The organism is Pseudomonas moraviensis subsp. stanleyae (assembly GCF_036283065.1).
Lineage (GTDB): Bacteria > Pseudomonadota > Gammaproteobacteria > Pseudomonadales > Pseudomonadaceae > Aquipseudomonas > Aquipseudomonas stanleyae.
Genome location: NZ_JAADJI010000009.1, coordinates 1 through 24,732, shown reverse-complemented (window position 1 = coordinate 24,732; position 24,732 = coordinate 1). Strand labels below are relative to the sequence as shown.

Below are 24,732 nucleotides of genomic sequence, written 5' to 3'. Positions count from 1 at the left end.
AGGAGCTGCCGAAGGCTGCGATCTTGTGCTTTTCACTTCGGATAAAGCGGCGGCAACCCGCTCTCATTTACCGGATCCTGCACGCGCTCGGCGGCGGGAATAGTACGAATCGCCCGCCACAAATCCTCGCCCTGCCAGTGCTGCCCCGTCTCGCTGTACAGCGCGCCGTTCAACCCGTCCAGCGCATCCGACAACGGCACAAACCGTGCGGCCATGTCTGCCAGTGTCTCCGGCTGTTGCCGCGCCCAGGCGTCCAGTGCCTGGCGGGTGGCGTGGGGGTCGTTGGCCTGGCTGGCGCGTTTGATGTCGTCGAGCAGGGTGCGTGGGCTCGGGCCGGTCTGGGCGGCGCGGTGGATTGCCGGTTGCCAGCGGGCGCGCCACCAGAGGCCAAAGCCGAGCAGGGTGGTGCAGGCGAGGATCAGGGTGCTGAGTTTCCACCACCACAGGGTGTCGTTGTCGGCCGTGCTCGGTTGCAGGGTGCCGGCTGGGGTGTCGATTTGCAGGCTGGGGTTGTTCGCCACTTGCAGGGTGCGCGCGGGCAGGCTGCTGTGTTCGAGGTGGTCTTCGAAGGTGTTCCACCAGACTACGTCGACGGTGGGCAGGTCGATTGCGCCGCTGCGGCTCGGCACCAGGGCTTCGCGTTCTTCGCGGCTGCCGATGATGCCGCGGTCGCTGCTCTGGTTGCTCAGCACCGGTTGATCGGGGTAGCGGCGCAGGCCGTTGACGTCGGTGGCGGGCAAGGCTGGCAGTTGTGAACTGGCGAGGCCTTCGACTTTCAGGGTCAGGCTGCGGGTCAGGGAGTCGCCGACCTGGGTGTGATCCGGTTCCGAGCTCCAGCTTTCGCTGAGGCTGAGGCTGCGCGCGGGCAACCATGGCGCATCAACCGGGTAGGTCAGCGGTTTCGGTTTGACCGTCAGCGGAATCGTCGCCGAGCTCACGCGCATCAGTTTGCCGGGTTTCGGCCCCGACGCTTCTTGTGATGGCGCCGTATCGACCAGCGTGGCGCTGAAGGTCTGCGGAGCAATTGTCAGCAGGCCGCTGTGTTGCGGATAGATCGCGTAGCGCATCTCGATCACGCCGTGGCGCAGGCCGTTGATGTCTTTTTCGTAGGTCCGGGTGTCGCCAAGTTGTTCGATGCGCGCATCGGCGATTTGCAGCGGGCTCAGGCTGCTGTCGTCGTAGAGCGAAACCGAGTGATAGATGCGCAGGGTCAGGATGGCCTGGGCCTGGACGTAGACGCTGGTCTGATCGAGGCTGGCTTCGATGAACACCGGATCAAGGCTGGTTTTGTCTTCGCGCGTATCGCTGGCAAACACTTGGACGGTGATCGGCTCGCTTCGCGCTTCGCCCAGTTGCAACGACGGGATAACCACGCTGCCGTTCTGTTTCGGCAGCAGGGTGATGATCCAGCGCGTGGTCGCACGGGTGTCGCCATTGAGGGTGTTGAGCTGGTTGACCTGACGCGTGCCGCGCACTTCGAACAGCGCTTCCAGCGCCGACAGGTCAGGCTTGCCGAACTGGGTGACGTCGTCAGTTTCAAGGGTGAGCTCGACCGTCTCGCCGGAGTTCAGGCGACTGCGATCCACGCTGGCGGTCAGCTCGGCCGCCTGAGCGGTGGCCATGCAGATCAGCAGGGGCAGCAAGAGAGCGGTGAAGCGGGTCATCGAATGTTTTCCTGATCCTGATGTTGTTGCTGTTCGTACCAGAATTTGCGCCTGAGCAGTTCGCCCGGGTCGTCCGGGATCTTGCCCAGCCACTGCTCGAGCGCCTGACGCTGCTCGCCTTCGAGATTGTTCTCGCTCGGGCGCAGGGTCGGCACCGTGTCGGTTTCCTCCTCCTCGTTGCTGCCGGGTATTTCGTTGGGGCCTGGCAGCGGCGGGGCGGTCGGCGGCGGTTCGCTGGCCGACTCGGCCGGTTGCGCCTCGCTCTGGGTTTCGCTGCTCACCGCCGGAGGGGGCGCGGTGGTGGGCGAGGGCTCATCGCCGGGCAGACTTTGTTCGTTCGGCTGGTTCTCCGGTTCGTCCGGCGGCGGGGTGTTTTTTAGCTTCAGCAGGTTCTCCACCAGCGCCTTGTTGGTCTGCGCCGGACGCAGATCCGGCTGCAGCTCCAGCGCCTGTTCGTAGGCGTCGATCGCCGCTTCCAGCTCACCGCTTTTCGCCAGGGCGTTGCCACGATTGTAGTGGGCGCGGGCATCGCTGCCCTCGGCGAAACGCTGAGCGGCGCCACTGTAGTCGCCGGCCTCGTACAACGCCACCCCTTGCCACTGATGATCTTCAAAATGCTGCGCGGCTTCGGCCGGGCGTTTCTGCTTGAGCAAATGCAGACCCTGCTGATCGGGGCGCAACCACAAGTCTTCGAAGTCGAAAGCGTAGCTCGGTTGCGGCAGGCACCACAGCAGCGGCAGGCAGAACAGCCAGCCACGGCGCCCGGCACAGGCGGCGAGCAACAGCAGTGGCAACAGCAGCCAATAGCCCTGATCGGCCCAAGTATCGAGGCGCACGGTCTGGCCGTCGTCGCGCAGGCTGCGCGGGCCGTTGAGCAGGCCAAGGGCGCCGAGATCAGCCTCGTCGAGTCGCGCCGGGTGATACTCGCCGCCGACGCTGTTGAGGAAGGTCGCCAGGCCCGGACTGTCGAGTTGCGGCACGCGGATCGCGCCTTGTTCGTCCTTGAGGAAACTGCCGTCCTCCTGGGCAATCGGCGCACCTTCAGCGGTGCCGATGCCGAGCATGAGTAGCTGCGTCGACTCGCCATTCAGCACGCGACGAATACCGCGCCGTTCCTCTTCATTGAGCGACGAACCGATCAACAGAATCCGTCCCTGACCCAGCGCCCCTTGCTTGAGCAATGCCAGTGCCTTGCCCACGGCCAGATCGGCGCGGTGACCGCTTTGCGGCATCAGCGACGGTTTGAGTGCATCGAGCAGATTGCGACTGGTGGCCAGATCATCCGATAGCGGCACCAGCGTGTGGGCGCTGCCGGCATAAACGACGATGGCGGTCTGCGCGTCGCTGCGCGCCTGCAACAGGTCGAACAGCTTGCGCCGCGCCTGTTCCAGACGTGTTGGCGGCGAGTCGGTGGCCAGCATCTCCGGTGTCAGTTCCAGCACCACCACCAGCGGATCGGCGGGTTTCTGGCTGGTCTGTTCGACGCGCTCCCAGCTTGGCCCGAGCAAGGCCAGAATGGTCAGCAGCCAAGCCACGCCAAGGGCGATCCACGGCAGTTTGCTCTGGCGCCCGCTGCCGCCACTGAGCAGCGCAGCATGGAATGCTGGCGGCAGAATCATCTGCCAGCGACCGGCGCGTTTCTGCCGGTGCCAGAGTTGCCAGAGCAGCCAGCCGAGCGGCGGCAACAGCAACAGCCACCAAGGGCGGAACCAGTGCGGCCAGAGCGCGATCATCGCCGCCTCCGCAGGCGCAAACGCTGCAAGCGCTCACGCCAGTCCGGCAGCGGACTTTGCAAATACAGTTGCTTGCTGAACAGGCGTTGCAGCGGGTTGTCCGGCCACAATTCGCGGGCGACCAGCAACAGGCTCAACCATAGCGCCAGCGCCAGAGGCCAGTGATACAAGGCCTGCGCCGGGCGTGCCTGAGTCGGTTGCTGAGTCACCGGTTCGAGTTGATCGAGAGTGTCCTTGATCGCTTGCAGCTCCAGGCCGTCATGGGCGCGGAAATACTGGCCACCGGTGATTTCAGCGATGGCCTTGAGTGCCGGCTCATCCAGATCGAGGCTCGGATTGACCCCGAGCAGACCGGTCGAGCCGCTGTCCTCGGGATTGGCGCCGATGCCGATCGGATAGATTCTGACGCCTTCACTGGCGGCCAGTTTCGCCGCAGTCAGCGGATTGATTTCACCCCCATTGTTGGCGCCGTCGGTGACCAGAATCAGCACGCGACTTTGCGCCGGGCGCAGACGCAAGCGTTTCAGGGCGAGGCCGATGGCGTCGCCAATCGCCGTGTTTTTGCCAGCGATACCGATCCGCGCCTCGTCGAGCCACACACGCACGGTGCGCCGGTCAAAGGTCAGCGGTGCTTGCAGATAGGCCTGACTGCCGAACAGGATCAAACCGACGCGGTCGCCGTCGCGGCTTTCAAGAAAATCGCCGAGCAAGTGCTGTACCAGCGACAGACGACTGACCTCTTCGTCTTGCCATTGCATATCGGGGAAATCCATCGAACCGGAAACGTCCACCGCCACTAGCAGATCACGGCCACTGGCGGCGATCGGCAGCGGTTCGCCAAGCCATTGCGGGCGGGCGGCGGCGATCAGCAGAATCAGCCACAACAGGATGAACGGCGCCTGCTGACGCCAGGCCGGCAAGTTGGCGCGGGCGCGGCGGCGGGCGAGGCCTTCGAGGTCGGCGAGGAAACTGACCTTCAGCGCCGGCTCGCCGCTGTCGGCCACCGGCAGGACCAGACGCATCAACCACGGCAGCGGCAACAGCACGAAGATCCACGGCCAGGCGAACTCAAACATGTTTGCGAATCCACGTATCGACCGCTTGGGTCAGGCCGGCGATGGCTTTGTCGTCTAGTTTGCACTCCGGCTTGTACGCGCCTTCGACCAGCACCATCCAGCGCGTCAGGCCGGCGGCGGGGCAGCGGTTATCGAGGAAGGCCAGCCATTTACGGCCGTTGAGAGTGTGGCTCTGGCTGTACGGATAGTGGTTGCGGCACAGGCGTTTGAGCAGGCCGTTGAGTTGTTGCAGCCAGGCGCCGGCCGGGGCGCCGTCGTAGGGCTTGGGCATTTGCGCCAGTTCGGCGAGCGCGGCGATGCGCACTGGGTCCAGCGGTTGCTCGGCGCGCACCACCGGGCGTTTCTTCATCGGAATGAAGCGGCGCAGCTTCCATACGGCGAAACCCAGCAGCGGCAACAACAGAAGCAGTAGCCACCAGCCCGGCGCCGGTGGCCAGAAGGCGATCGGCGGCGGTGAGATCAGCGGTTGCAGCTGCTCGAGGCCGTTCATCGACCTTTCCCCGGACGCTGCGGATTCAAGAACTCGCGCATCTGCTCGACCATTTCGCTCTGCGTACTCAGCGGCATCAGCAACACCCGCAGCTTTTGCGCGAGCAATTCCCAACGAGCGATGCGCGCTTCGGCCTGGGCGCGGTAGGTCTGGCGCAGGTCGAAGTTCAGCGTGTCGATTTCCAGCTGCGCGCCACGCTCGGCGAACCTCAGCAGGCCGGCGGCGGGCAGGGCGTGATCGAGAGGATCGGACAGCGGCAACATCAGCAGATCGCAATGCCGCGCCAGCAGGCTCAGTTGCTGCTCGGCGCTGTCGGACAGCGCACGTTCATCGCAAATGACGATGGTCAGACTGCCCGGCCGCAACACTTCCCGCGCGCGGCGCAGGGCCACGCCGAAGGCATCGCGATCCGGCTCGCGCTCGCTGTGCAGCGACTGATTGACCTTGACCAGGCGATTGAGCAATTGCAGCAGGCTCTGCTTGCTGCGCCGCGGCTTGATTTCGTAGTGCTCGTTGTCGCCGAACACCAGCCCGCCGACGCGATCGTTGTGCCCCAGCGCGGCCCAGCCAATCAACGCCGCGACCTGCGCCGCCAGCACCGACTTGAACATCAGCCCCGAACCGAAAAACAGCCGCGTGCTTTGTTCGACCATGATGAAAATCGGCCGCTCGCGTTCTTCATGGAACAGTTTGGTGTGCGGCTCCTGGGTGCGCGCGGTGACGCGCCAGTCGATTGTGCGCACGTCGTCGCCGGCCTGATACACCCGCACCTGATCGAAGTCGACGCCACGGCCACGGAATTTCGAGTGATGCAGACCGATCAGCGGGCTGCGCTGACTCGGCGTAGAAAACAGTTGCACCTCGCGCACGCGGTGACGCATCTCGATCAGCTCGGCGAGGCTGATGCGGATACCGGGTTCGGAGGGCAGGGAGGCATTCATGGGGGTCAAGCGACGGCGACGACGTCGAGAATCCGCTGCACCACGCGATCCTGATCGATGCCAGCGGCTTCGGCTTCGAACGACAGAATGATGCGGTGGCGCAACACGTCGAACAGCACGGCCTGAATGTCTTCCGGGCTGACGAAATCGCGACCGGCCAGCCAGGCGTGAGCGCGAGCGCAGCGATCCAGCGCGATCGAGCCGCGCGGACTGGCGCCATAGGCGATCCACTCGGCCATTTCCGGGTCGAACTTGGCCGGGTTGCGCGTGGCCATGACCAGTTGCACCAGGTATTCCTCCACGGCGTCGGCCATGTACAAACCGAGGATTTCCTTGCGCGCGGCGAAGATCGCCTGTTGGCTGACCCGACGCTCGGGCTTGGTCTCGCCGTTCAACGCCTCGCCACGGGCCTGCTGGAGGATTCGGCGTTCGACGGCGGCGTCGGGGAAGCCGATCTTGACGTGCATGAGGAAACGATCGAGCTGGGCTTCCGGCAGCGGATAGGTACCTTCCTGTTCGATCGGGTTCTGCGTGGCCATCACCAGAAACAGCGGCGACAGTTCATACGTGCTGCGGCCGACACTGACCTGACGCTCGGCCATCGCTTCGAGCAGGGCCGATTGCACCTTGGCCGGCGCACGGTTGATTTCGTCGGCCAGCACCAGGTTGTGGAAGATCGGGCCTTGCTGGAACACGAAACTGCCGGTTTCCGGACGGTAGATCTCGGTGCCGGTGATGTCGGCCGGCAGCAGGTCGGGGGTGAACTGAATACGATGGAACTGGGCTTCGATGCCCTCGGCGAGTTCTTTGATCGCTTTGGTCTTGGCCAGACCGGGAGCGCCCTCGACCAGCATGTGGCCGTCGGCGAGCAGGGCGATGAGCAAGCGCTCGATGAGTTTTTCCTGGCCGAGAATCTGCGTTGAAAGAAAGGTTCGCAGCGCCAGCAGCGCTTCACGATGTTCCATCGGTGACTGTTCCTGGAAAGGGATTAGCCGGGGCGTTCGGATAACGCCGGGGCTGGGGGCGTTACTTTAATCCATCGCGGGGGGCGGCGACTAACGGCATTTGCGCGATTTGTCAGTATCGGCCCTCGTTTGCACTGTGTGGGGCCGTTTCTGGACGTTTTTGCGATTCAGGTCTGCGTGTGCAAGCTGTGCAATATGACCTTGATGGCGGGGCGCTCAAGCAGTTCGAACCATTTGCCTTCATCAACGATGGCGCCTTGCTGCATGACGAGCACGCGGTCAAAACGATGGAGATGTTCAACATCATGGGTGACACATATAAAGCCCTGTCCAGCGAATGTCTTGAATAGCAAATCCCACACTGGTGTGGCGAGTTTCGGTTCAATCGAAGCACTCGGCTCATCAAACAGATTGAATTTGCCCGGTCGATTCAGGAGTCGCAGCAACGAAAGCCGCTTCGCTTCACCTCCGGAGATATTGGTGGCGTTTTCAGCGATGTGACCTCGGCCAATGATTTCATCAAGCTGGAGGCATTGAATTGCCTCGTTCAACGTCTTCGACTGCTCAACACCGAAAAGTACGGACTGTTCAAAACTTCCTTCCAGGAACTGCGGAGACTGGGGGCTGTAACGCACCGTTTCCAGATGAGCGCGAGCATTTAAGCGATCTATGCACAGCTCGTCGATGAACAGCCGAGGCCGCACCGAAAAATCCAGTCCTGCCAGCGCTTCGAGTAACGTGGATTTGCCAGCGCCGCTGGGCCCGATGATCGCGACGGATTGGCCCTGTCGGAAGCTGATCTGGCTGGCAATTGATAGCCGCGCAACACCGTTATGGGTGATCTCGCAGGGCTCGAGCCGTAATGTTGATAGGTTATGCAACGCATCAGAGTAATTGCGGCGATCGTTATCGAAGTCACCAGTTGCAAGTAATTCTTTGAGTCGCCGTTGATCAGCCGAGAATTGATCCAGCACCCGATAGCCTTCGGTCAGCGCCGATACATTCAACAGGAACGTACCAGCAATAGAGAAAATGGCCACCAACTGACCGACGCTGATACTTGCTTGTCCGGACGTCTGATCCATGACTCCCCAAGCCAACAAACCGCCGGTGGACAGGCTGATAAACAAAATCTTCGCCGCGCTCAACAGTCCGCCCGAGCCTGCTACGGTCACCGCAGCATTGGCGTAGCGCTCAAACGCTCGGTTCAAGGGTTGCAGGGCCGTGCGTTCGGCGCGTTCCAGTTTTATCGATTTACCAGCCCTCAAAGTATTGACCAAGGTTGCACTCAGCTCATCCTCCTGGTCATTAACAGCATCGATGTGTTTTCTGCGCCATCGAATGATCCGGTGAGCTGCATAGAGATAACAGCCACCGAGGCCTGCTAGCGCGCAGAAAACCCAGGCTCCGCCCATATACCAGAATGCGCCGGCCACAATAAGAAATTCCAGACACAGGGGAAAACCCGTAGTGACGAAGAACATGAGCAACTGTTCGTGGGCAGTGATTCCGCGCTCGACCGACTTGATGAACTGTCCTATTCGCCACGTGCCGAACTGGGAAAAGTCCTTGCCCATCAACCGCGCCATCCAATTGATGGAAGCATCCATGACAATTCGCTGGACGAGCTTTGAGAGCAGCAGCGTTTGCAGGGGGGTGGTCATCGACTGAATGCAACCGGCCAGCGTAAAAGCTGCGGTGAAAAAAAGCAGCGTACGCAGCGTTGTGTGATCGGCATCGTTTAGTGAATCGACGATCTTGCCCAACAACAAAGGAGGGGCCAGGGCCAGGATTTTCAGGATGATGGTTGCGCCTATTGTCATCACCAGCAGGAGTCGATGTTTCTCGCAGGCTGTTCTTATAAATGTATGCATGAGTGTGCCTGTGGTCGTTTTGAATCACGCCGTTGGCGAACTCCTGGTGCCGAGCAAAATGTGCTGAGGAGCTACGGGTTGGCCATTTCTGATTATGTTGAATCGTTCGAGACCCGGGATATAAGTCTGGGTAACTACGTTGGTCCCGGGATACTCCATGACTGTTCTGAAAAATAGGACTTTGTACATGCCGCTCAGGTTTTTTCGGAGCAAGGCAAGTTGTTCAGGAACAGAGAGTGCAGGTAGGTTTTTTGAGGGTGCCAGGGTATTGAGTTTCAAGTTTTTAACAGGTGCGAAGTCTATCAGCTGTTTCAGTTTCTCGGATTGACAAAGCACATCAAGTACCTTTCGGTCCGCGATTCCATCGTTGGCGTCGTATAAGGCGTTTGATTGGAACTGCTCCGTTACCGCTCTTTGGATGGCGATAAATATGTCCAAAGAACAGCCGGAGCCGATTGCGGATATATGTCGGTCGCCGGGGCCGGTTCGTGGGAATGCAACTGCCAGATAAACTTCTGACTCGTCTTTGATAATGATGATCTGCAAAGCTTCGGCAGCCCGTAGCGCGTATGAGTTGTTGAACAGGGCTTGCGCAAGCAGGGGCGCCGATGGTGAGTAGAGATCGATCGGAGGTATCAGTCTGCAGACGGCCATGAAAAACCGGGACAACAGGTGTCGCTCAATCAGTTCCAGGGTACCGTGCAGCAGTGCTTCTGATTTCGTGCAGCCGAAAGCAGTTCCTGAGTTAGAGGCGTAGCGATTTAAAAAGCGCGTCGGTTGACTCGTTGTTTTACGTTCATCTTTGACCGGATACAGCAGGGCGCATGGCACAAAAAGCCCGGCGCAGCCGTCGAGTGCTGCAAGCTGCAGACACTGTAGAGGCTCGATGTTTTTTTGCAGACTTGTGAAAATGCCGTCCGACTCGACCCCGTTCTGCGAAGCGATGTCACTGCAACCAAGCGTTGTGCAAAATGGCGGCTCGGCGTGAAACATCGCGTAGTGCTCAAGGCTTTCAGCAAGTGCACCTACAAGCGCGTCGGGACCTTTGCCTGCGCCTGATTCAATCAGCGTGTCGTATTCGTTATAAAGTTCGGCAGTAGCGACCAGATTACCGTCATCGACATAACGCACTCGCGCTCTCAAACCCAGTGTCTGGATAACATTGTTTATTCGGACAAACGCTTCGCTGGATGAAATCTCACGCTCTGACATGGTGAGCCTCGTGGGCTTGAATGCCGAAAGATCGACTTTCGGCATTTTCAGGATTGGCTGATCGGGAGGCCGAGTCAGCGGGTCAGTGAGGCGAAGAAGCCCAGTTCCGTCGCCAGGAAACCTTCAAAGTGGCCCGAGCCATAAGGCAAATCATCGAAGGTGTTTATTTCAGAACGTTTTCTACCCATTACATATGACTCCATTGAATATCACGTGGTTGGCACTTTTTTGTGCGCCGCGCTTGCATGTTTTTTTGCAAGCGCAACGAGTAATAACAAGGGAGGGTTGGGCACGCAATCAGACGGCTTCCGATGATTGCGTAGGGCGCTTCTTGAGGAGTAGTAGGATCGAACTTCGTGCTGTTAAAACAGCGGCGTTCTATGCGGAAAATTAGCGCGAATTATGGTTTGCAGGTGTTTAGAGCTTGTAGAGGTATCGATCAGCGTGTAATCAATGACGATGGCATAAGGGGCGATCAAATGCCGTCGTCATTTATCTTGCCATGTGAGCCGGACTGGTTATTCCAGATTAATTACAAAAGTTCCTGTCCCATCGAGAATATTCTTCAAAGTCTCGACAACCTCATCCATATCCACCATATCCGGGTTAAAGCTGATCTCCAGCACGTCGTCCCCATTCAACGCATCGGCATCCGCCGCAGCGATCTCGATCTTCAGCAGTTTCGATGTCAGCGTGACCTTGACCCCGTCCAGCGTCGAAGGCTCTCCGTCCAGGGTGATCTCCAGCTCATCCTCATCCGGATAACGGCTCATCAGGAACATCTCGCCCTTGTCGCTGTGGCAGCAGAGCATGGCCATGTTGTCTTCTTCGTCGTCGCACGGGTTGACGATCAGTAGGGCGGTGGTCATTTGCATGGGGGAAATCCTGGGCAGTGGCGGCGGTGAATCTGTTCAAAGGCGCGATTTTGCCAGTCTCTGCTCATTCGCGCTGCCTGCATCGGCAAAAAGTGGCAAAGCAGGACATTTCCGTCGCCCACTTCCGAATAGCGAGAAGGGGAAATCCGACGCCAGCGTAAGGCAATTACCGAGTGTGCAAAATCCACCTGAAATTGCGATTTTTCGCTTGTGATAGCGACCTTTTTGCCGTTAGTTTCGCCGCTCTTGCGCAATGGAGTGCGTTACGACAACCACCAAAAAGGGAACTTTGCCATGACCCAATATTTCGAACGCGCCGAAGAAATCCGCCACCTGTCCGATGAACAGGTCGAGGAGATCTACAAGCGCTATCTCGAGGGCGAAAAAACTACCGCGCTGATGGCGGAATTTAAGATCCCCGCCCCGGTGCGCAGTCTGCTCAAGGTTCTGCCACCGATCGTCAGTGCAGACCTCAGCTGTCCCTATTGCAAATTGCCGATGTGGGTACGCCGACACGCCCGAGGCACGCCGCTTTCGCTGCGCAGTACCTTCAAATGCGTACGCTGTGAACACCAGCACAGTGTTACCGGCGCAAACAGCCGCCACACCACGTGCAACTGCAAAGAGTGTTTCAAGGTTCGCCAGCAACAACTGGCCGCCCGGGCAGCTCGGGATCGTCTGGAACTGGAGGCCAGATATGGCGCGCAAACTCCCGCAGTGCCTTACGCAAATCTGGGGTTTGTGCAGAAGCTGACATTGCTCGCCTTGCTGGATGACGGCTATGGCGCGAACGTTGAATGGATTGCGCCGTTGACTGCGCCATCCAGAGATGAGCTGCTCGCCCTTACTTTCGATGCCCGTGAAGAGTTGCTCAAAAGCCTGCATGAAGCCGGGGTGCTGGCGGTTTCCACCGATTCCGACATCAACGCGTTCGATCGCAGTGAGGGCTGCAGCATTCGCGAGTACAGCGCGGTGCGTTGGCTGCCCAATGTCACGCTCGACGGCGCCGCGCGCAGTACTCGAGAGAATCTGTACCTGATGCTGTATCAGGAGTTGTCAGGCAGCGTACAAGCTGCCTGGAAAAGCGAAATCTATTCGCTGGTTTTCAGTCTGGCCCGCGAAGAGTCCATTCAATACATCCGTGTGTTGGCCCATGAAGTGGACTTCGCCTTCACGGCCGAAGCCCGCGCCGAGGAGGTGGTCGGGCAGTTGCTGCAGGACTTTTCGGTCAGTCAGCTCTATTACTTCGCCCGGCTGGCAGTGAGAAACGCCGCGCATTTCTATGCCACCGGTAATTCCAAAGGGCGCAGTCACGCCTCCAACACCATTCCACGCAACATGCTGGGCACGGCGCAGGATGCGCTAGCGCGCAACTGGCGCAAGAACGCCCATCGCGATGCGCGGGTGCCGCAAACGGCCTTGCAGCGGTTGCTCTACGACGTCGTGCTCAAGGACAGTGGCGCCGGGTTTTCCAAATCGCCGGGCATGTACTGGCGCGACGAACTGGTCCCGCAATTCTTCAGCGCCGTAGCGTTCGACAGCGACTTGCTCAGCCATCTGCGCCTGTTCTGCCGCGAATGCGATTCGAGCAACATCGACGCCAGCATGGACAAGCAGATCCTGCAGACGATGTGCTACGACTGCGCCACGGTGAGCAAATTCAGAGCCTTTGAGGAACTGCCGGACTGATCCGCGTCAACCGCTGGCGCTGAACCGGATGCAACGCTCAGGGTCGATAAAAGGGGCCTGGGCGTTTTCGTTTCCGGATATGTAACGTTCTTGGCGACCGTCCTGGCACGAAAGTCCCGTGAAACCGGGGTTACGAACCTGCATTTCAGCTCACGCCTGCTAGTGTTGAAGCAGGCCAGACCCTGCATTTACGTGCCAATGACCGAATATGTCGCAGCACCGCAAGCAGACACATTGTCGCACCCATTAAGCTGCGCAACGGATGAGCACCCGTAAAGGCATTGCTGGCGGCGCTGGCAGTCGCTTTTGCAGATGCTCATTCATGGAAGGTGAATGTGACCTGAGTGTCCCGTCCAGCTTCACCCACCTGTCTCCCTGTTTCCTCTGCCCGAGAATCAGGAACAGGGCGACACGAGGCCCGAAAGGGCTGTTGCACGCGACGCTTTCCATCAATAACAAGCTTAAGCGGAGTACCACAGATGGCGTTCTTCACCGCAGCCAGCAAAGCCGACTTCCAGCACCAACTGCAAGCGGCACTGGCGCAGCACATCAGTGAACAGGCACTGCCACAAGTGGCGCTGTTCGCTGAACAATTCTTCGGCATCATTTCCCTGGACGAGCTGACTCAACGTCGCCTCTCCGACCTCGCTGGCTGTACTCTCTCTGCGTGGCGCCTGCTTGAGCGCTTCGATCACGCGCAACCGCAAGTGCGTGTCTACAACCCCGATTACGAACGCCACGGCTGGCAGTCGACCCACACCGCGGTCGAAGTGCTGCACCACGACCTGCCATTTCTGGTCGATTCGGTGCGCACCGAGCTGAACCGTCGCGGCTACAGCATTCACACCCTGCAGACCACCGTGCTCAGCGTGCGTCGCGGCAGCAAGGGCGAACTGCTGGAAATCCTGCCAAAAGGCAGCACCGGCGAAGGCGTGCTGCACGAATCGCTGATGTACCTGGAAATCGACCGTTGCGCCAACGCGGCCGAGCTGAATGTGCTGAGCAAAGAGCTTGAGCAGGTGCTCGGTGAAGTGCGCGTCGCCGTTGCTGACTTCGAGCCGATGAAAGCCAAGGTGCAGGACATCCTCACCCGTCTCGACAACAGTGCTTACCCGGTCGATGCGGACGAGAAGAACGAAGTCAAAAGCTTCCTGGAATGGCTGGTGGGCAACCACTTCACCTTCCTCGGCTACGAGGAGTTCGTGGTCACCGATCAGGCCGACGGCGGCCACATCGAGTACGACCAGAGCTCCTTCCTCGGCCTGACCAAACTGCTGCGCACCGGCCTGACCTACGAAGACCTGCGCATCGAAGACTACGCCGTCGCCTACCTGCGTGAACCGACCCTGCTGTCGTTCGCCAAGGCCGCGCACCCGAGCCGTGTGCACCGTCCGGCCTACCCGGACTACGTGTCGATCCGTGAAATCGACGCCGACGGCAAAGTCATCAAGGAACACCGCTTCATGGGCCTGTACACCTCGTCGGTGTATGGCGAGAGTGTGCGGGTCATCCCGTTCATCCGCCGCAAGGTCGAAGAAATCGAGCGCCGCTCCGGCTTCCAGTCCAAGGCCCACCTGGGCAAGGAACTGGCGCAGGTCCTCGAAGTGCTGCCGCGTGACGACCTGTTCCAGACCCCGGTCGACGAACTGTTCACCACCGTGATGTCGATCGTGCAGATCCAGGAACGCAACAAGATCCGCGTGTTCCTGCGCAAAGACCCGTACGGTCGTTTCTGCTACTGCCTGGCCTATGTGCCGCGCGACATCTATTCCACCGAAGTCCGCCAGAAGATCCAGCAAGTGCTGATGGAGCGCCTGAAAGCCTCCGACTGCGAGTTCTGGACCTTCTTCTCGGAATCCGTGCTGGCCCGCGTGCAGTTGATTCTGCGCGTCGATCCGAAGAACCGTCTCGACATCGACCCGGTACTGCTGGAAAAAGAAGTGGTCCAGGCCTGCCGCAGCTGGCAGGACGACTACGCCGCACTGACTGTCGAAAGCTTCGGCGAAGCCCACGGCACCAACGTGCTGGCCGACTTCCCGAAAGGCTTCCCGGCCGGTTACCGCGAGCGTTTCGCCGCGCATTCGGCCGTGGTCGACATGCAGCACCTGCTGAGCCTCAACGAAAAAAATCCGCTGGTGATGAGCTTCTATCAGCCGCTCGGTCAGGTCTCCGGCCAGCGCGAGCTGCATTGCAAGCTGTATCACGCCGACACGCCGCTGGCGCTGTCCGACGTCCTGCCGATTCTGGAAAATCTCGGCCTGCGCGTACTGGGTGAATTCCCGTATCGCCTGCGCCACACCAACGGCCGCGAGTTCTGGATTCACGACTTCGCGTTCACTGCTGCCGAAGGTCTGGACCTCGACATCCAGCAACTCAATGACACCCTGCAGGACGCGTTCGTGCACATCGTGCGTGGCGATGCGGAAAACGATGCGTTCAACCGTCTGGTGCTGACCGCCGGTCTGCCATGGCGCGACGTTGCACTGCTGCGGGCCTACGCCCGTTATCTGAAGCAGATTCGTCTGGGCTTCGATCTGGGTTATATCGCCAGCACCCTGAACAACCACACCGACATCGCTCGCGAACTGACCCGGTTGTTCAAGACTCGCTTCTACCTGGCGCGCAAGCTCGGCAGCGATGATCTGGAAGACAAACAACTGCGTCTGGAACAAGCGATTCTGACCGCACTGGACGATGTTCAGGTGCTCAACGAAGACCGCATCCTGCGTCGTTACCTCGACCTGATCAAAGCCACCCTGCGTACCAACTTCTATCAGACGGATGCCAACGGCCAGAACAAGTCGTACTTCAGCTTCAAGTTCAACCCGCATGCCATCCCTGAGCTGCCGAAGCCAGTGCCGAAGTTTGAAATCTTCGTCTACTCGCCACGCGTCGAAGGCGTGCACCTGCGCTTCGGCAACGTCGCTCGCGGCGGTCTGCGCTGGTCTGATCGTGAAGAAGACTTCCGTACCGAAGTGCTCGGCCTGGTAAAAGCCCAGCAAGTGAAGAACTCGGTCATCGTGCCGGTGGGCGCGAAGGGCGGCTTCCTGCCGCGTCGTCTGCCACTGGGCGGCAGCCGTGACGAGATCGCGGCCGAGGGCATCGCCTGCTACCGCATCTTCATTTCCGGTCTGCTGGACATCACCGACAACCTGAAGGACGGCGCCCTGGTACCGCCGGTCAATGTCGTGCGTCATGACGACGATGACCCGTACCTGGTGGTCGCGGCGGACAAGGGCACTGCAACCTTCTCCGACATCGCCAACGGCATCGCCATCGACTACGGCTTCTGGCTGGGTGACGCGTTTGCGTCCGGTGGTTCGGCCGGTTACGACCACAAGAAAATGGGCATCACCGCCAAGGGCGCGTGGGTCGGCGTACAGCGCCACTTCCGCGAGCGCGGCATCAATGTCCAGGAAGACAGCATCACCGTGGTTGGCGTCGGCGACATGGCCGGCGACGTGTTCGGTAACGGCCTGTTGATGTCCGACAAGCTGCAACTGGTGGCCGCGTTCAACCACATGCACATCTTCATCGATCCGAACCCGAACCCGGCGACCAGCTTCGTCGAGCGTCAGCGTCTGTTCGACCTGCCGCGTTCGGCCTGGACCGACTACGACACCAGCATCATGTCCGAGGGTGGCGGTATCTTCTCGCGCAGCGCGAAGAGCATCGCGATCTCGCCGCAGATGAAAGAACGCTTCGACATCCAGGCCGACAAGCTGACCCCGACCGAACTGCTCAACGCCTTGCTCAAGGCACCGGTGGATCTGTTGTGGAACGGCGGTATCGGCACTTACGTCAAGGCCAGCACCGAAAGCCACGCCGATGTCGGTGACAAGGCCAACGATGCGCTGCGCGTGAACGGCAACGAGCTGCGCTGCAAAGTCGTGGGCGAGGGCGGTAACCTCGGCATGACCCAACTGGGCCGTGTCGAATTCGGCCTGAATGGCGGCGGTTCCAACACCGACTTCATCGACAACGCCGGTGGCGTGGACTGCTCCGACCATGAAGTGAACATCAAGATCCTGCTGAACGAAGTGGTTCAGGCCGGTGACATGACCGACAAGCAACGCAACCAGTTGCTGGCGAGCATGACCGACGAAGTCGGCAATCTGGTGCTGGGCAACAACTACAAGCAGACTCAGGCCCTGTCCCTGGCGGCGCGTCGTGCCTATGCGCGCATCGCTGAGTACAAGCGTCTGATGAGTGATCTCGAAGGCCGGGGCAAGCTGGATCGCGCCATCGAGTTCCTGCCGACCGAAGAGCAACTGGCCGAGCGCATCGCGGAAGGCCATGGCCTGACCCGCCCTGAACTGTCGGTGCTGATCTCCTACAGCAAGATCGACCTGAAAGAGCAGCTGCTGGGCTCGCTGGTGCCGGACGACGATTACCTGACCCGCGACATGGAAACGGCGTTCCCGCCGACTCTGGTCAGCAAGTTCTCCGAAGCCATGCGTCGTCACCGTCTGAAGCGCGAGATCGTCAGCACCCAGATCGCCAACGATCTGGTCAACCACATGGGCATCACTTTCGTGCAACGACTCAAAGAGTCGACCGGCATGAGCCCAGCGAACGTGGCGGGCGCTTACGTGATCGTGCGCGACATCTTCCACCTCCCGCACTGGTTCCGTCAGATCGAAGCGCTGGACTACCAGGTTTCCGCTGACGTGCAGCTGGAGCTGATGGACGAGTTGATGCGTCTGGGACGCCGCGCCACTCGCTGGTTCCTGCGTGCCCGCCGCAACGAGCAGAACGCTGCCCGCGACGTCGCGCACTTCGGTCCGCACCTGAAAGAACTGGGTCTGAAACTCGACGAACTGCTCAGCGGCGAAATCCGCGAGAACTGGCAGTCGCGTTATCAGGCCTACGTCGAAGCCGGTGTGCCGGAGTTGCTGGCGCGTATGGTTGCGGGTACTTCGCACCTGTACACGCTGCTGCCGATCATCGAAGCCGCCGACGTCACCGGGCAGAACCCGGCCGAAGTGGCCAAGGCCTACTTCGCCGTGGGCTCTGCGCTGGACATCACCTGGTACCTGCAACAGATCAGCGCCTTGCCGGTGGAAAACAACTGGCAGGCCCTGGCCCGTGAAGCGTTCCGTGATGACGTCGACTGGCAGCAACGGGCGATCACCATTTCCGTCCTGCAACAGGGCGACGGCTCCCAGGACGTGGAAGCACGCCTGGCACTGTGGATGGCCCAGCACGAAAGCATGATCGAGCGCTGGCGCGCCATGCTGGTGGAAATCCGTGCTGCGAGCGGTACGGACTACGCCATGTACGCGGTGGCCAACCGCGAACTGCTGGATCTGGCGCTGAGCGGGCAGGCGGTTGTGCCTGCGGTTACTGCGAATGCCGAGCTTGAACTGGCCTGAGTAGTAGTTGAATGAAAAAGCCCCTGCATTGAGAGATGCAGGGGCTTTTTTATGCCTGAGGGTTTTGTGGTGTCTGGTCTGCTCGCGATAGCGTACTTGCATTCAATACAACTTCCGACCTTGTTCACGATCGGGCATCGACGCTTCACCCGCCAGTCTCGTCAGCGGAGTGCCTAGCGAGCGATCAAACTCCCGCAACGCCAACACCTGATCATCCGGCTATCAGTTTTCCAACGGGATCAGCACCTGCTCATCCGGGGCCAGCACCATGAACACCAGCAACTTGGCAGGCTTGGTCTGGCTGGCATTCTTCGATACCAAATGCTCGGAGCCGGCCGGCTCGTACCAGAACTGGCCCTTCTTGTAGGTGATCGCCTGTTCACCTTTGACTTGGGAAATCACTTCGCCGTCGAGCACATAAGCCATCGCGGTGCCTTCGTGTTTATGGGCGATCGAGGACTGGCCGGGTTTGTAGTCGACCTCGATCATCATGGCTTTCTTGCCGGGGGCGTTTTTCAGCAGTTGTTCCTGCAGGACGGTGATTTTCTCGGACGGATCGTGAGCCATTGCCGAAGCGGAAAGAGTGAAGGCGAGGGCGGCAGCGAAGAAGGGCAGAGCTTTCATGGCGGGTTACCTGTGATAGTTGGGGTGTGATCACAGTAGGCCGCAATGTGGCCGGTTCAAACGGCCAATATTCGCCAAGATCAGGTGACCAATTTAGGCAAGGCAAGAAACTGTGGCGAGGGAGCTTGCTCCCGCTGGGGTGCGCAGCGCCCCCAAAACCTGCAATCCGATTTCTTCAGGAGAATCACATTGGCCGGTTTGACGACTGCTGCGCAGCCGAGCGGGAGCAAGCTCCCTCGCCACAGGTGTGTGCTAGGCGATGGGAAAGCTGTTGAAATCGACGCTATTGGCCAGGCGGCTATCGATCAGGTCGATAAACCCCTGCGCTTCGGGCCGGTTGAAATGCGCCTGCATCGCCGCTTCCGACTGCCAGCGCGCACTGACCGTCCAGCGGTGGCTGTCCTCGGGGCAGCGGTCGACCAGGTAGGAATCGCAGCCCGGGGTTTCGCGCAGGGTGTCGACGATCTTTTGCAATTGCTTACCGAGCTCTTCCGAGCGGCCCGCAGCAGCCTTTACCTGAACCGTGTTGATCACTTCGCTGGACATTTCTCACACTCCTGAATCAGGCCGGACGAATCCTGCTCATTGAGGGATAACGCCTGTGCAGAATAGGCCTGCCGCCATGAATCACCAATAACCAATCGGCAGTAAAAGCCTTATACCAACGGCTCATGACAGCTGTTCGAGGATGTCACGCAGGCGATCCAGAGCAATGTCGATGTCGAGGGTTTCGATGGCGCCGAAGCCGAAGTACAGGCCTTCTTTCGCCGGCTGCTGATAGTAGAAACCACTGATCGCATACAGGCCGACTTCGACCTTTTTTGCCAGCTCAATGACCAGCGGCAAATCGATCGGCACCTTGCAGAACACCGCCATGTGAAACCCGGCACTGGCCGGTACGGCTTGCAGCCACGGTGCGAGGTCGGTGGCCATGCGCTCCAGAATGCGTTCGCGGCGTTGCGCGTAGATCGTGTGGCAGCGGCGAATGTGCTTGAGCAGGCAGCCCTCGGCGATGAACTTGGCCAGCGCCCATTGCGGCAGGGTCGAGGCGTGCAGATCGGTCAGCTGTTTGGCGCGGATCACCGCCTCGATGAGCGACGGCGGCAGGATCGCGTAGCCCAGGCGCAGCTCTGGCAGCAGGGTTTTCGAGAAGGTGCCGACGTAGGCGACGATGCCGCGCTGATCGAGGTTGTACAGCGAATCGGTGGGCCGGCCTTCGTAGCGGAATTCGCTGTCGTAATCGTCTTCGATGATGATCGCGCCCAGTTCGTAAGCACGGGCGAGCAGGGCCTCACGGCGCGCCTGACTCATGGCCATGCCCAGCGGAAACTGGTGCGACGGCGTTACGTAAATGAGCCGGGTGCCATCGGGAATCTGCTCGACCTGAATGCCCTCGGCATCCACCGGCACGCCGACCACCTCAGCGCCATGAGTGCCGAACAGCAAGCGCGCCGGCGGATAGCCGGGATCTTCCATCGCCACCAGACTGCCGGGGCGGATCAGCACGCGAGTAATCAGATCCAGCGCCTGCTGCGCGCCGTTGCATACGACGATGTCTTCGTCCTGACAATTGATGCCGCGAGTAAACGCGATGTGCCGGGCGATCGCATTGCGCAGCGCCGGCAAGCCTTCGGCGACGCTGTAGAAACCCTTCGACTGCGCCATCTGCCGCATCGCATGGGCGACGCAGCGGCGCCAGTCATCCTGTGGGAACTGGCCCTTGCTGGTGGCGCCGCCGATAAAGTCGTAACGCAGCGAACCTTCCAGCGTCGGGTGGCGGAGGAACACCGGCAGATTGCGCCAGCTCTCGATTACCTCGGCACTGGCCAGTTCGGTGTGGCTCTGCTTGCGCTGCGCCTGCGCCGGGCGGGCGTTGACGTAGGTGCCTTTGCCGATCACCCCGGTGAGGAAATTTTCGTAGGTCAGCTGCGCGTAAGTGTCGGAAATGGTCTTGCGCGAGATGCCCAATTGTTCGGCGAGCAAGCGGCTCGGCGGCAACTGCGTACCCGCCGCCAACCGCCCGGATTCAATCGCCGCGCGCAGCTGCTGATACAACTGACCGGCAAGATCCTTGCGGCCGTTGATCACGACATGAAGTTCCATACCGACGAGGCTCCCGAGGCTGTTTGGCGTGCTCGCCAGATTACCGTTGTTGTTTGACTGGCAATAGTTGTCTACCCGAAAAACCCAAAATTGGCCCCAATCCCCTGTAGGAGCTGCCGAAGGCTGCGATCTTTTGATCTGGCTTTTGTTTGAAAAAAATCCAAGTCAAAAGATCGCAGCCTTCGGCAGCTCCTACAGGGGGATTGTGTGGTGTAGCGGTTTTCCGTGGAATTGGGGCTGTAACGCAGCCCGCACAGCCCGTACCGTGAACTCATCATTCCGCCTGCCGAGAGCCGCGCCATGTCCCTGCGTCTGGATTACTACAACGCGTCGCCCAAGGCGATGAAAGCGATGCTTGCCATGGAGGCGCTGACCAGCAACCTGAGTATCGAAGCGCCGCTGCTGCAACTGATCAGAATCCGCGCCTCGCAGCTTAACGGCTGTGCGTTCTGCACCGACATGCACTCGGTGGACGCACGCCGAGCCGGGGAGAGCGATCGGCGCCTGTATGCGGTCGCCGTGTGGCGCGACAGCAACTTCTTCACCCCCCGCGAACGTGCGGCGCTGGCCTGGGCCGAGGCGGTGACGCTGTTGTCCGAAAGCCACGTGCCGGATGACGTCTACCAACAGGCGCGCGAGCAATTCGACGAAGGCGAACTAGTGGACCTGACGGTTGCGGTCAGCACCATCAACAGCTGGAATCGTTTGGCAGTGAGCTTTCGCCAGACCCCGAGTGACTGATCACCACACACCGGCAATGTCAGCCCACACAGAGATTGATCACCAAACAACCCTGTGGCGAGGGAGCTTGCTCCCGCTCGGCTGCGCAGCAGTCGCAAAGCCTGAGCATGCGGTGTGTCAGGCAAAACCGGTTCGGCAGGTTTGGGGGAGCTACGCACCCCAGCGGGAGCAAGCTCCCTCGCCACAAAATGGCAATCTCAGCCCACACGGAGACTGATCACCACACTGCATGGTTTTCAGTTGGGCGGCCGCTGCGGTTTCACCGATGTACCAAACGTGTTGCCCATCCGCGTACTGGTCGCCGCCGGTGTCGCCAGCCCGACCTGATTCGGCGGTCGCTTGTGCACCGGCACATTCAACGCTTCCATGTTCTTCTGCGCCGCCGCCGCGCCTTCAGGATTGTTGCCCATCTGCTGGCTCAGGCAATCGTAATTCGGCGCCTTGTAACCGCCGACCGTGACCTCGACACAGCCCAGCGGTTCTTCCGCCTGCGCTGCGCCCACCGTCATCAGCAAGACCCACATCCACCGCGTTTTCATGTCCGCCTCCTGGCCCGCCCGAATGGGCCGCTCTGGGATTTGAGTCTAGTGCAAGCGCGGCGTAAAACCCGTGATGGTTTTTTTGCACCGCCCGTCATACCAGAGTCATAAATGCCCCGCAGGATAGCGATTTTCAGGGGTGCGCCAGTCGTGCAGCGAGGCAGTTCGCGGATCAGTCTTCAGCGCTCGGCGACGCTTGTGCGCCGCGCGGGCCTGGGGTGGCTGCTCGGTCTGCTGGCCAACGCAGCCAACGCTGACCCGGCAGCGGCGGATATGCGACTGACCTTGCACATCCCCGCGCAGGAACTGGCCCGGGCGTTGGATCAATACAGCCGCGCCACCGGCGTTGCAGTGCTGGTCGACAGCCAGTTGAGCCGGGGCCGTCGTTCCCTTGCCGTGGATGGCGAATTCACTGCCGCCGACGCCTTGCGCCATCTGCTCGGCGGCACCGGATTGATGGCGCGCTACGCCCGGGCCGACGCGTTCACCCTGCAAGCGGCGCAGGTGGAAGATCTGCCAGTGCCGACGGACAAACCCACGCCGGCCGCTGTCGCGGTCAATCGCAGTTACGCGACGGCGGTGCAAGCAGCGATCGAGCGCAAACTGTGTCGTTCGCCGCTGACCCGGCCGGGCAGTTATCGCGCGGTATTGCAGGTTTGGGTCGGGCGTGACGGTGTGGTGCAGCACAACCGGTTGGTGACCTCGACCGGCGATATACGGCGCGATAACGCGCTGGTGGAAAGTTTTCGCAACCTCACAATCGACCGACCGACGCCCAGCGCCTTGCGCCAACCGGTCACCTTGCTGTTGTTACCGGAGTCGTCAGGGAAACGCATGGAATGCACGAGATGGGAAGGAGTTTCCGGGGGATGAAAGACGCCGGACAAAGCGTGATGGGCCAGCTGTTCCTCAGCTCCTACGAGGATTTTCGCGTGCGCCTGCGCCGCCGCCTCGGCTCCGAGGACCTGGCCAACGACGTGCTGCACGAAACCTGGCTGCGGGTCGATCGCATGGAGACTCCGCCAAACCTGCTCAAGCCCAACGCCTATCTGTATCGCATGGCTCTCAACATTGCCGCCGACCGTCGACAGGCCGATGCGCGCCTGCTCACCGGCACTGAGGTCGAGGAATTGCTGCAACTGAGCGACGAAGCCCTCGATCCGGCGCGGGTTGTGGGTGGGCAAAAAGAGATGCAGGCACTGCTCAGCGCCTTGTATGAACTGCCGGCGCGGCGTCGACGGATCTTCATCGCCGCGCGGCTGGAGGAGGCGCCGCACCTGGAAATTTCCCAGCGTTTCGGCATTTCCACGCGCATGGTCGAGAAGGAAATCAAAGCCGCGTTGAGCTTCTGCGCGGCGAAACTGGAAAGAAAAGTGTTTCAGCGGTTCGGTCGCGGGGCCGGAAAACCGTCTAGCGAATAGTGACCCGATTAATCCGTTGAGAATTTGCGCGTTTGAACATCTTTCGACTGAAACCCGCCGAGCCCTCGGCCACCGAGTCCCTGCACAGCGAAGCCCGTGACTGGCTGATCCTGCTGACCTCGGGCCGCGCCACCGTCGCCGACGCCCGCGCCTTGCGCGAATGGTGCGCGCAAAGCGGCGAACATGCCCGGGCGTTCGAAGAAACCAAGCGCCTGTGGCATCGCCTGCAACCGGCCGCCGAAGCCGTGCAGGGCCGCCGCAGCTTCGGTCGACGGGCATTTCTCGGCGGCGCCATTGCAGCGTCAGCCGCGTTCTTGCTGGTGCGCGGCACGATTCCCGGTGGCTTCGAAGGGCTGGGCGCCGACTACATCACCGAAGTCGGTCAGCAGCGACGGGTCGAACCGGCGCAAGGCGTCAGCCTTGAACTGAACACCCAGACCCGCATCAACCAGCGCAGCGTCGAAAACGGCGTGCAGGGCTTCGAACTGGTCAGCGGCGAAGTCGAAGTGCAAACCGCTCGCCTGCCGCTGGCGATGCAGGCCGGAGCAGGGTGGTTGCGTGCCAGTCAGGCCCGCTTCAACCTGCGCAACACCGACCAGCAAGTCTGCGTGACCTGCCTCGACGGCGCGGTCGACGTCGCCATCGAAGGGCGCAACCTGCGCCTGGAAGCGGGCCAGCAAGTCACCTACGACGCACGGCAAATCGGCAACGTGCAAACCGTCGACACGGCCGCCGTGATGAACTGGCGCCAGCAGGTATTGGTGTTCAACGGCGCGACCCTCAGCCAGATGATCGACGAAATCAACCGCTACCGCCCCGGCATGCTCCTGCTGCTCAACCGCGAACTCGGCCAACGCCGCGTCCAGGCCCGCTTCAACCTCGACCAACTGGCGGGCGTCGCATTGCTGATACGCGACGCCTACGGCGTCAAATGCACCGAACTGCCGGGCGGCGTGGTCGTTCTCAGCTAGCGCTTTTTTGGGGGATGTACCGAGTACATATCCATTGCTGCGGCAACGCCACTTAGGGTTCCGCCCTTACGGCGGGTCACCTTTTTCAAACGCCAAAAAGGTAACCCAAAACGCTCGCTCCTACGTTCGGCCCACTCGCTAAAGCTCGGGGTTCCTTCGCTCCGGGATCCATCCGGGCGCAGCGGCTCCGGTTTGCTTCGCTGCACCTCCTTCCGCTGTGTCTGGCTGCGCCAAACGGTCGCTGCGCTCCCACCCCGAATGAATCCCTCCACTCAGCCTTCCGACGTCGCCCGTGAGTCAAGATCAAAAGCGGTACGCGAGCTAACGCTCATTGTTGAGTGGGGCGGCTTCGCCGCGGGCGGCTGCACTGCTTTGCTTTTCTGTGGGAGCGAGCCTGCTGCCATCCCACCACACTTCAGCTGCCTAAACCCAATCCCAA

19 protein-coding genes are annotated in these 24,732 nt (G+C 60.6%); 6 read left to right on the top strand and 13 right to left on the bottom strand.

All coding sequences use genetic code 11. The features are described 5' to 3' along the window. Positions 1-32: 32 nt before the first annotated feature. The 9 genes from GXB78_RS17155 to GXB78_RS17115 all read right to left on the bottom strand — a co-directional run bounded on the left by GXB78_RS17155 (position 33) and on the right by GXB78_RS17115 (position 10,830). On the bottom strand, positions 33-1,664 hold the full coding sequence (locus GXB78_RS17155; RefSeq protein WP_329516249.1) for a BatD family protein: 1,632 nt from the start codon (positions 1,662-1,664) through the stop codon (positions 33-35). Beyond that, positions 1,661-3,397, bottom strand: a complete 1,737-nt coding sequence (locus GXB78_RS17150) for a tetratricopeptide repeat protein (RefSeq protein WP_329516248.1) — start codon at positions 3,395-3,397, stop codon at positions 1,661-1,663. Before GXB78_RS17150 ends, GXB78_RS17155 begins: the two co-directional genes overlap by 4 nt. Beyond that, positions 3,394-4,473, bottom strand: coding sequence for a vWA domain-containing protein (locus GXB78_RS17145; RefSeq protein ID WP_329516247.1), 1,080 nt, complete (start codon positions 4,471-4,473; stop codon positions 3,394-3,396). The genes GXB78_RS17150 and GXB78_RS17145 overlap by 4 nt, the downstream gene beginning before the upstream one ends. After that, positions 4,466-4,963 (bottom strand): DUF4381 domain-containing protein, encoded by a 498-nt coding sequence (locus tag GXB78_RS17140; RefSeq protein ID WP_042606790.1) that lies wholly within the window; start codon positions 4,961-4,963, stop codon positions 4,466-4,468. Before GXB78_RS17140 ends, GXB78_RS17145 begins: the two co-directional genes overlap by 8 nt. Further along, positions 4,960-5,904, bottom strand: a complete 945-nt coding sequence (locus GXB78_RS17135) for a DUF58 domain-containing protein (RefSeq protein WP_329516245.1) — start codon at positions 5,902-5,904, stop codon at positions 4,960-4,962. Before GXB78_RS17135 ends, GXB78_RS17140 begins: the two co-directional genes overlap by 4 nt. 5 nt (positions 5,905-5,909) lie before the next feature. After that, a complete protein-coding gene (locus GXB78_RS17130) occupies positions 5,910-6,869 on the bottom strand; it encodes an AAA family ATPase (RefSeq protein WP_007913915.1) in 960 nt (319 codons plus the stop codon). 167 nt (positions 6,870-7,036) lie between these two features. Further along, the gene (locus GXB78_RS17125; RefSeq protein ID WP_329516243.1) at positions 7,037-8,743 is read right to left on the bottom strand and encodes an ATP-binding cassette domain-containing protein; all 1,707 of its coding nucleotides are present in this window, start codon (positions 8,741-8,743) and stop codon (positions 7,037-7,039) included. A 24-nt stretch (positions 8,744-8,767) separates the two neighbouring features. After that, positions 8,768-9,955: a YcaO-like family protein gene (locus tag GXB78_RS17120; protein WP_329516242.1), complete on the bottom strand. Its 1,188-nt coding sequence runs from the start codon at positions 9,953-9,955 to the stop codon at positions 8,768-8,770. A 518-nt stretch (positions 9,956-10,473) separates the two neighbouring features. After that, on the bottom strand, positions 10,474-10,830 hold the full coding sequence (locus tag GXB78_RS17115) for a hypothetical protein (RefSeq protein ID WP_110647060.1): 357 nt from the start codon (positions 10,828-10,830) through the stop codon (positions 10,474-10,476). Between the two features lie 294 nt (positions 10,831-11,124). On the opposite strand from GXB78_RS17115, the gene GXB78_RS17110 reads away from it, so the two are divergent. After that, a complete protein-coding gene (locus GXB78_RS17110; RefSeq protein WP_329516241.1) occupies positions 11,125-12,519 on the top strand; it encodes a hypothetical protein in 1,395 nt (464 codons plus the stop codon). Between the two features lie 479 nt (positions 12,520-12,998). Further along, positions 12,999-17,894 carry an NAD-glutamate dehydrogenase gene (locus tag GXB78_RS17105; RefSeq protein WP_329516240.1) on the top strand — a complete coding sequence of 1,632 codons (4,896 nt, stop codon included), beginning with the start codon at positions 12,999-13,001 and terminating at the stop codon, positions 17,892-17,894. 222 nt (positions 17,895-18,116) lie between these two features. Here the strand turns inward: GXB78_RS17105 and GXB78_RS17100 are convergent, their stop codons facing one another. The 3 genes from GXB78_RS17100 to pdxR form a co-directional block, all read right to left on the bottom strand. After that, positions 18,117-18,518: a cupin domain-containing protein gene (locus tag GXB78_RS17100; RefSeq protein ID WP_329516239.1), complete on the bottom strand. Its 402-nt coding sequence runs from the start codon at positions 18,516-18,518 to the stop codon at positions 18,117-18,119. A 252-nt stretch (positions 18,519-18,770) separates the two neighbouring features. Continuing rightward, entirely contained in the window at positions 18,771-19,064 is a 294-nt protein-coding gene (locus tag GXB78_RS17095) for a putative quinol monooxygenase (RefSeq protein WP_329516238.1), read from the bottom strand. 123 nt (positions 19,065-19,187) lie between these two features. Next, on the bottom strand, positions 19,188-20,621 hold the full coding sequence (pdxR, locus tag GXB78_RS17090) for a MocR-like pyridoxine biosynthesis transcription factor PdxR (protein ID WP_329516237.1): 1,434 nt from the start codon (positions 20,619-20,621) through the stop codon (positions 19,188-19,190). A gap of 300 nt (positions 20,622-20,921) precedes the next feature. On the opposite strand from pdxR, the gene GXB78_RS17085 reads away from it, so the two are divergent. Then, positions 20,922-21,362, top strand: coding sequence for a carboxymuconolactone decarboxylase family protein (locus tag GXB78_RS17085; protein WP_329516236.1), 441 nt, complete (start codon positions 20,922-20,924; stop codon positions 21,360-21,362). 236 nt (positions 21,363-21,598) lie between these two features. Here the strand turns inward: GXB78_RS17085 and GXB78_RS17080 are convergent, their stop codons facing one another. Continuing rightward, entirely contained in the window at positions 21,599-21,901 is a 303-nt protein-coding gene (locus GXB78_RS17080) for a hypothetical protein (protein WP_408005134.1), read from the bottom strand. Between the two features lie 150 nt (positions 21,902-22,051). Between GXB78_RS17080 and GXB78_RS17075 the strand changes: the two genes are divergently transcribed. The 3 genes from GXB78_RS17075 to GXB78_RS17065 are packed head-to-tail and all read left to right on the top strand — an operon-like array spanning position 22,052 to position 24,293. Next, entirely contained in the window at positions 22,052-22,774 is a 723-nt protein-coding gene (locus tag GXB78_RS17075) for a secretin and TonB N-terminal domain-containing protein (protein ID WP_329516481.1), read from the top strand. Beyond that, a complete protein-coding gene (locus GXB78_RS17070) occupies positions 22,771-23,322 on the top strand; it encodes an RNA polymerase sigma factor (protein ID WP_039763970.1) in 552 nt (183 codons plus the stop codon). The genes GXB78_RS17075 and GXB78_RS17070 overlap by 4 nt, the downstream gene beginning before the upstream one ends. A gap of 32 nt (positions 23,323-23,354) precedes the next feature. Further along, positions 23,355-24,293, top strand: a complete 939-nt coding sequence (locus tag GXB78_RS17065; protein WP_329516235.1) for a FecR family protein — start codon at positions 23,355-23,357, stop codon at positions 24,291-24,293. Positions 24,294-24,732: the final 439 nt, after the last annotated feature.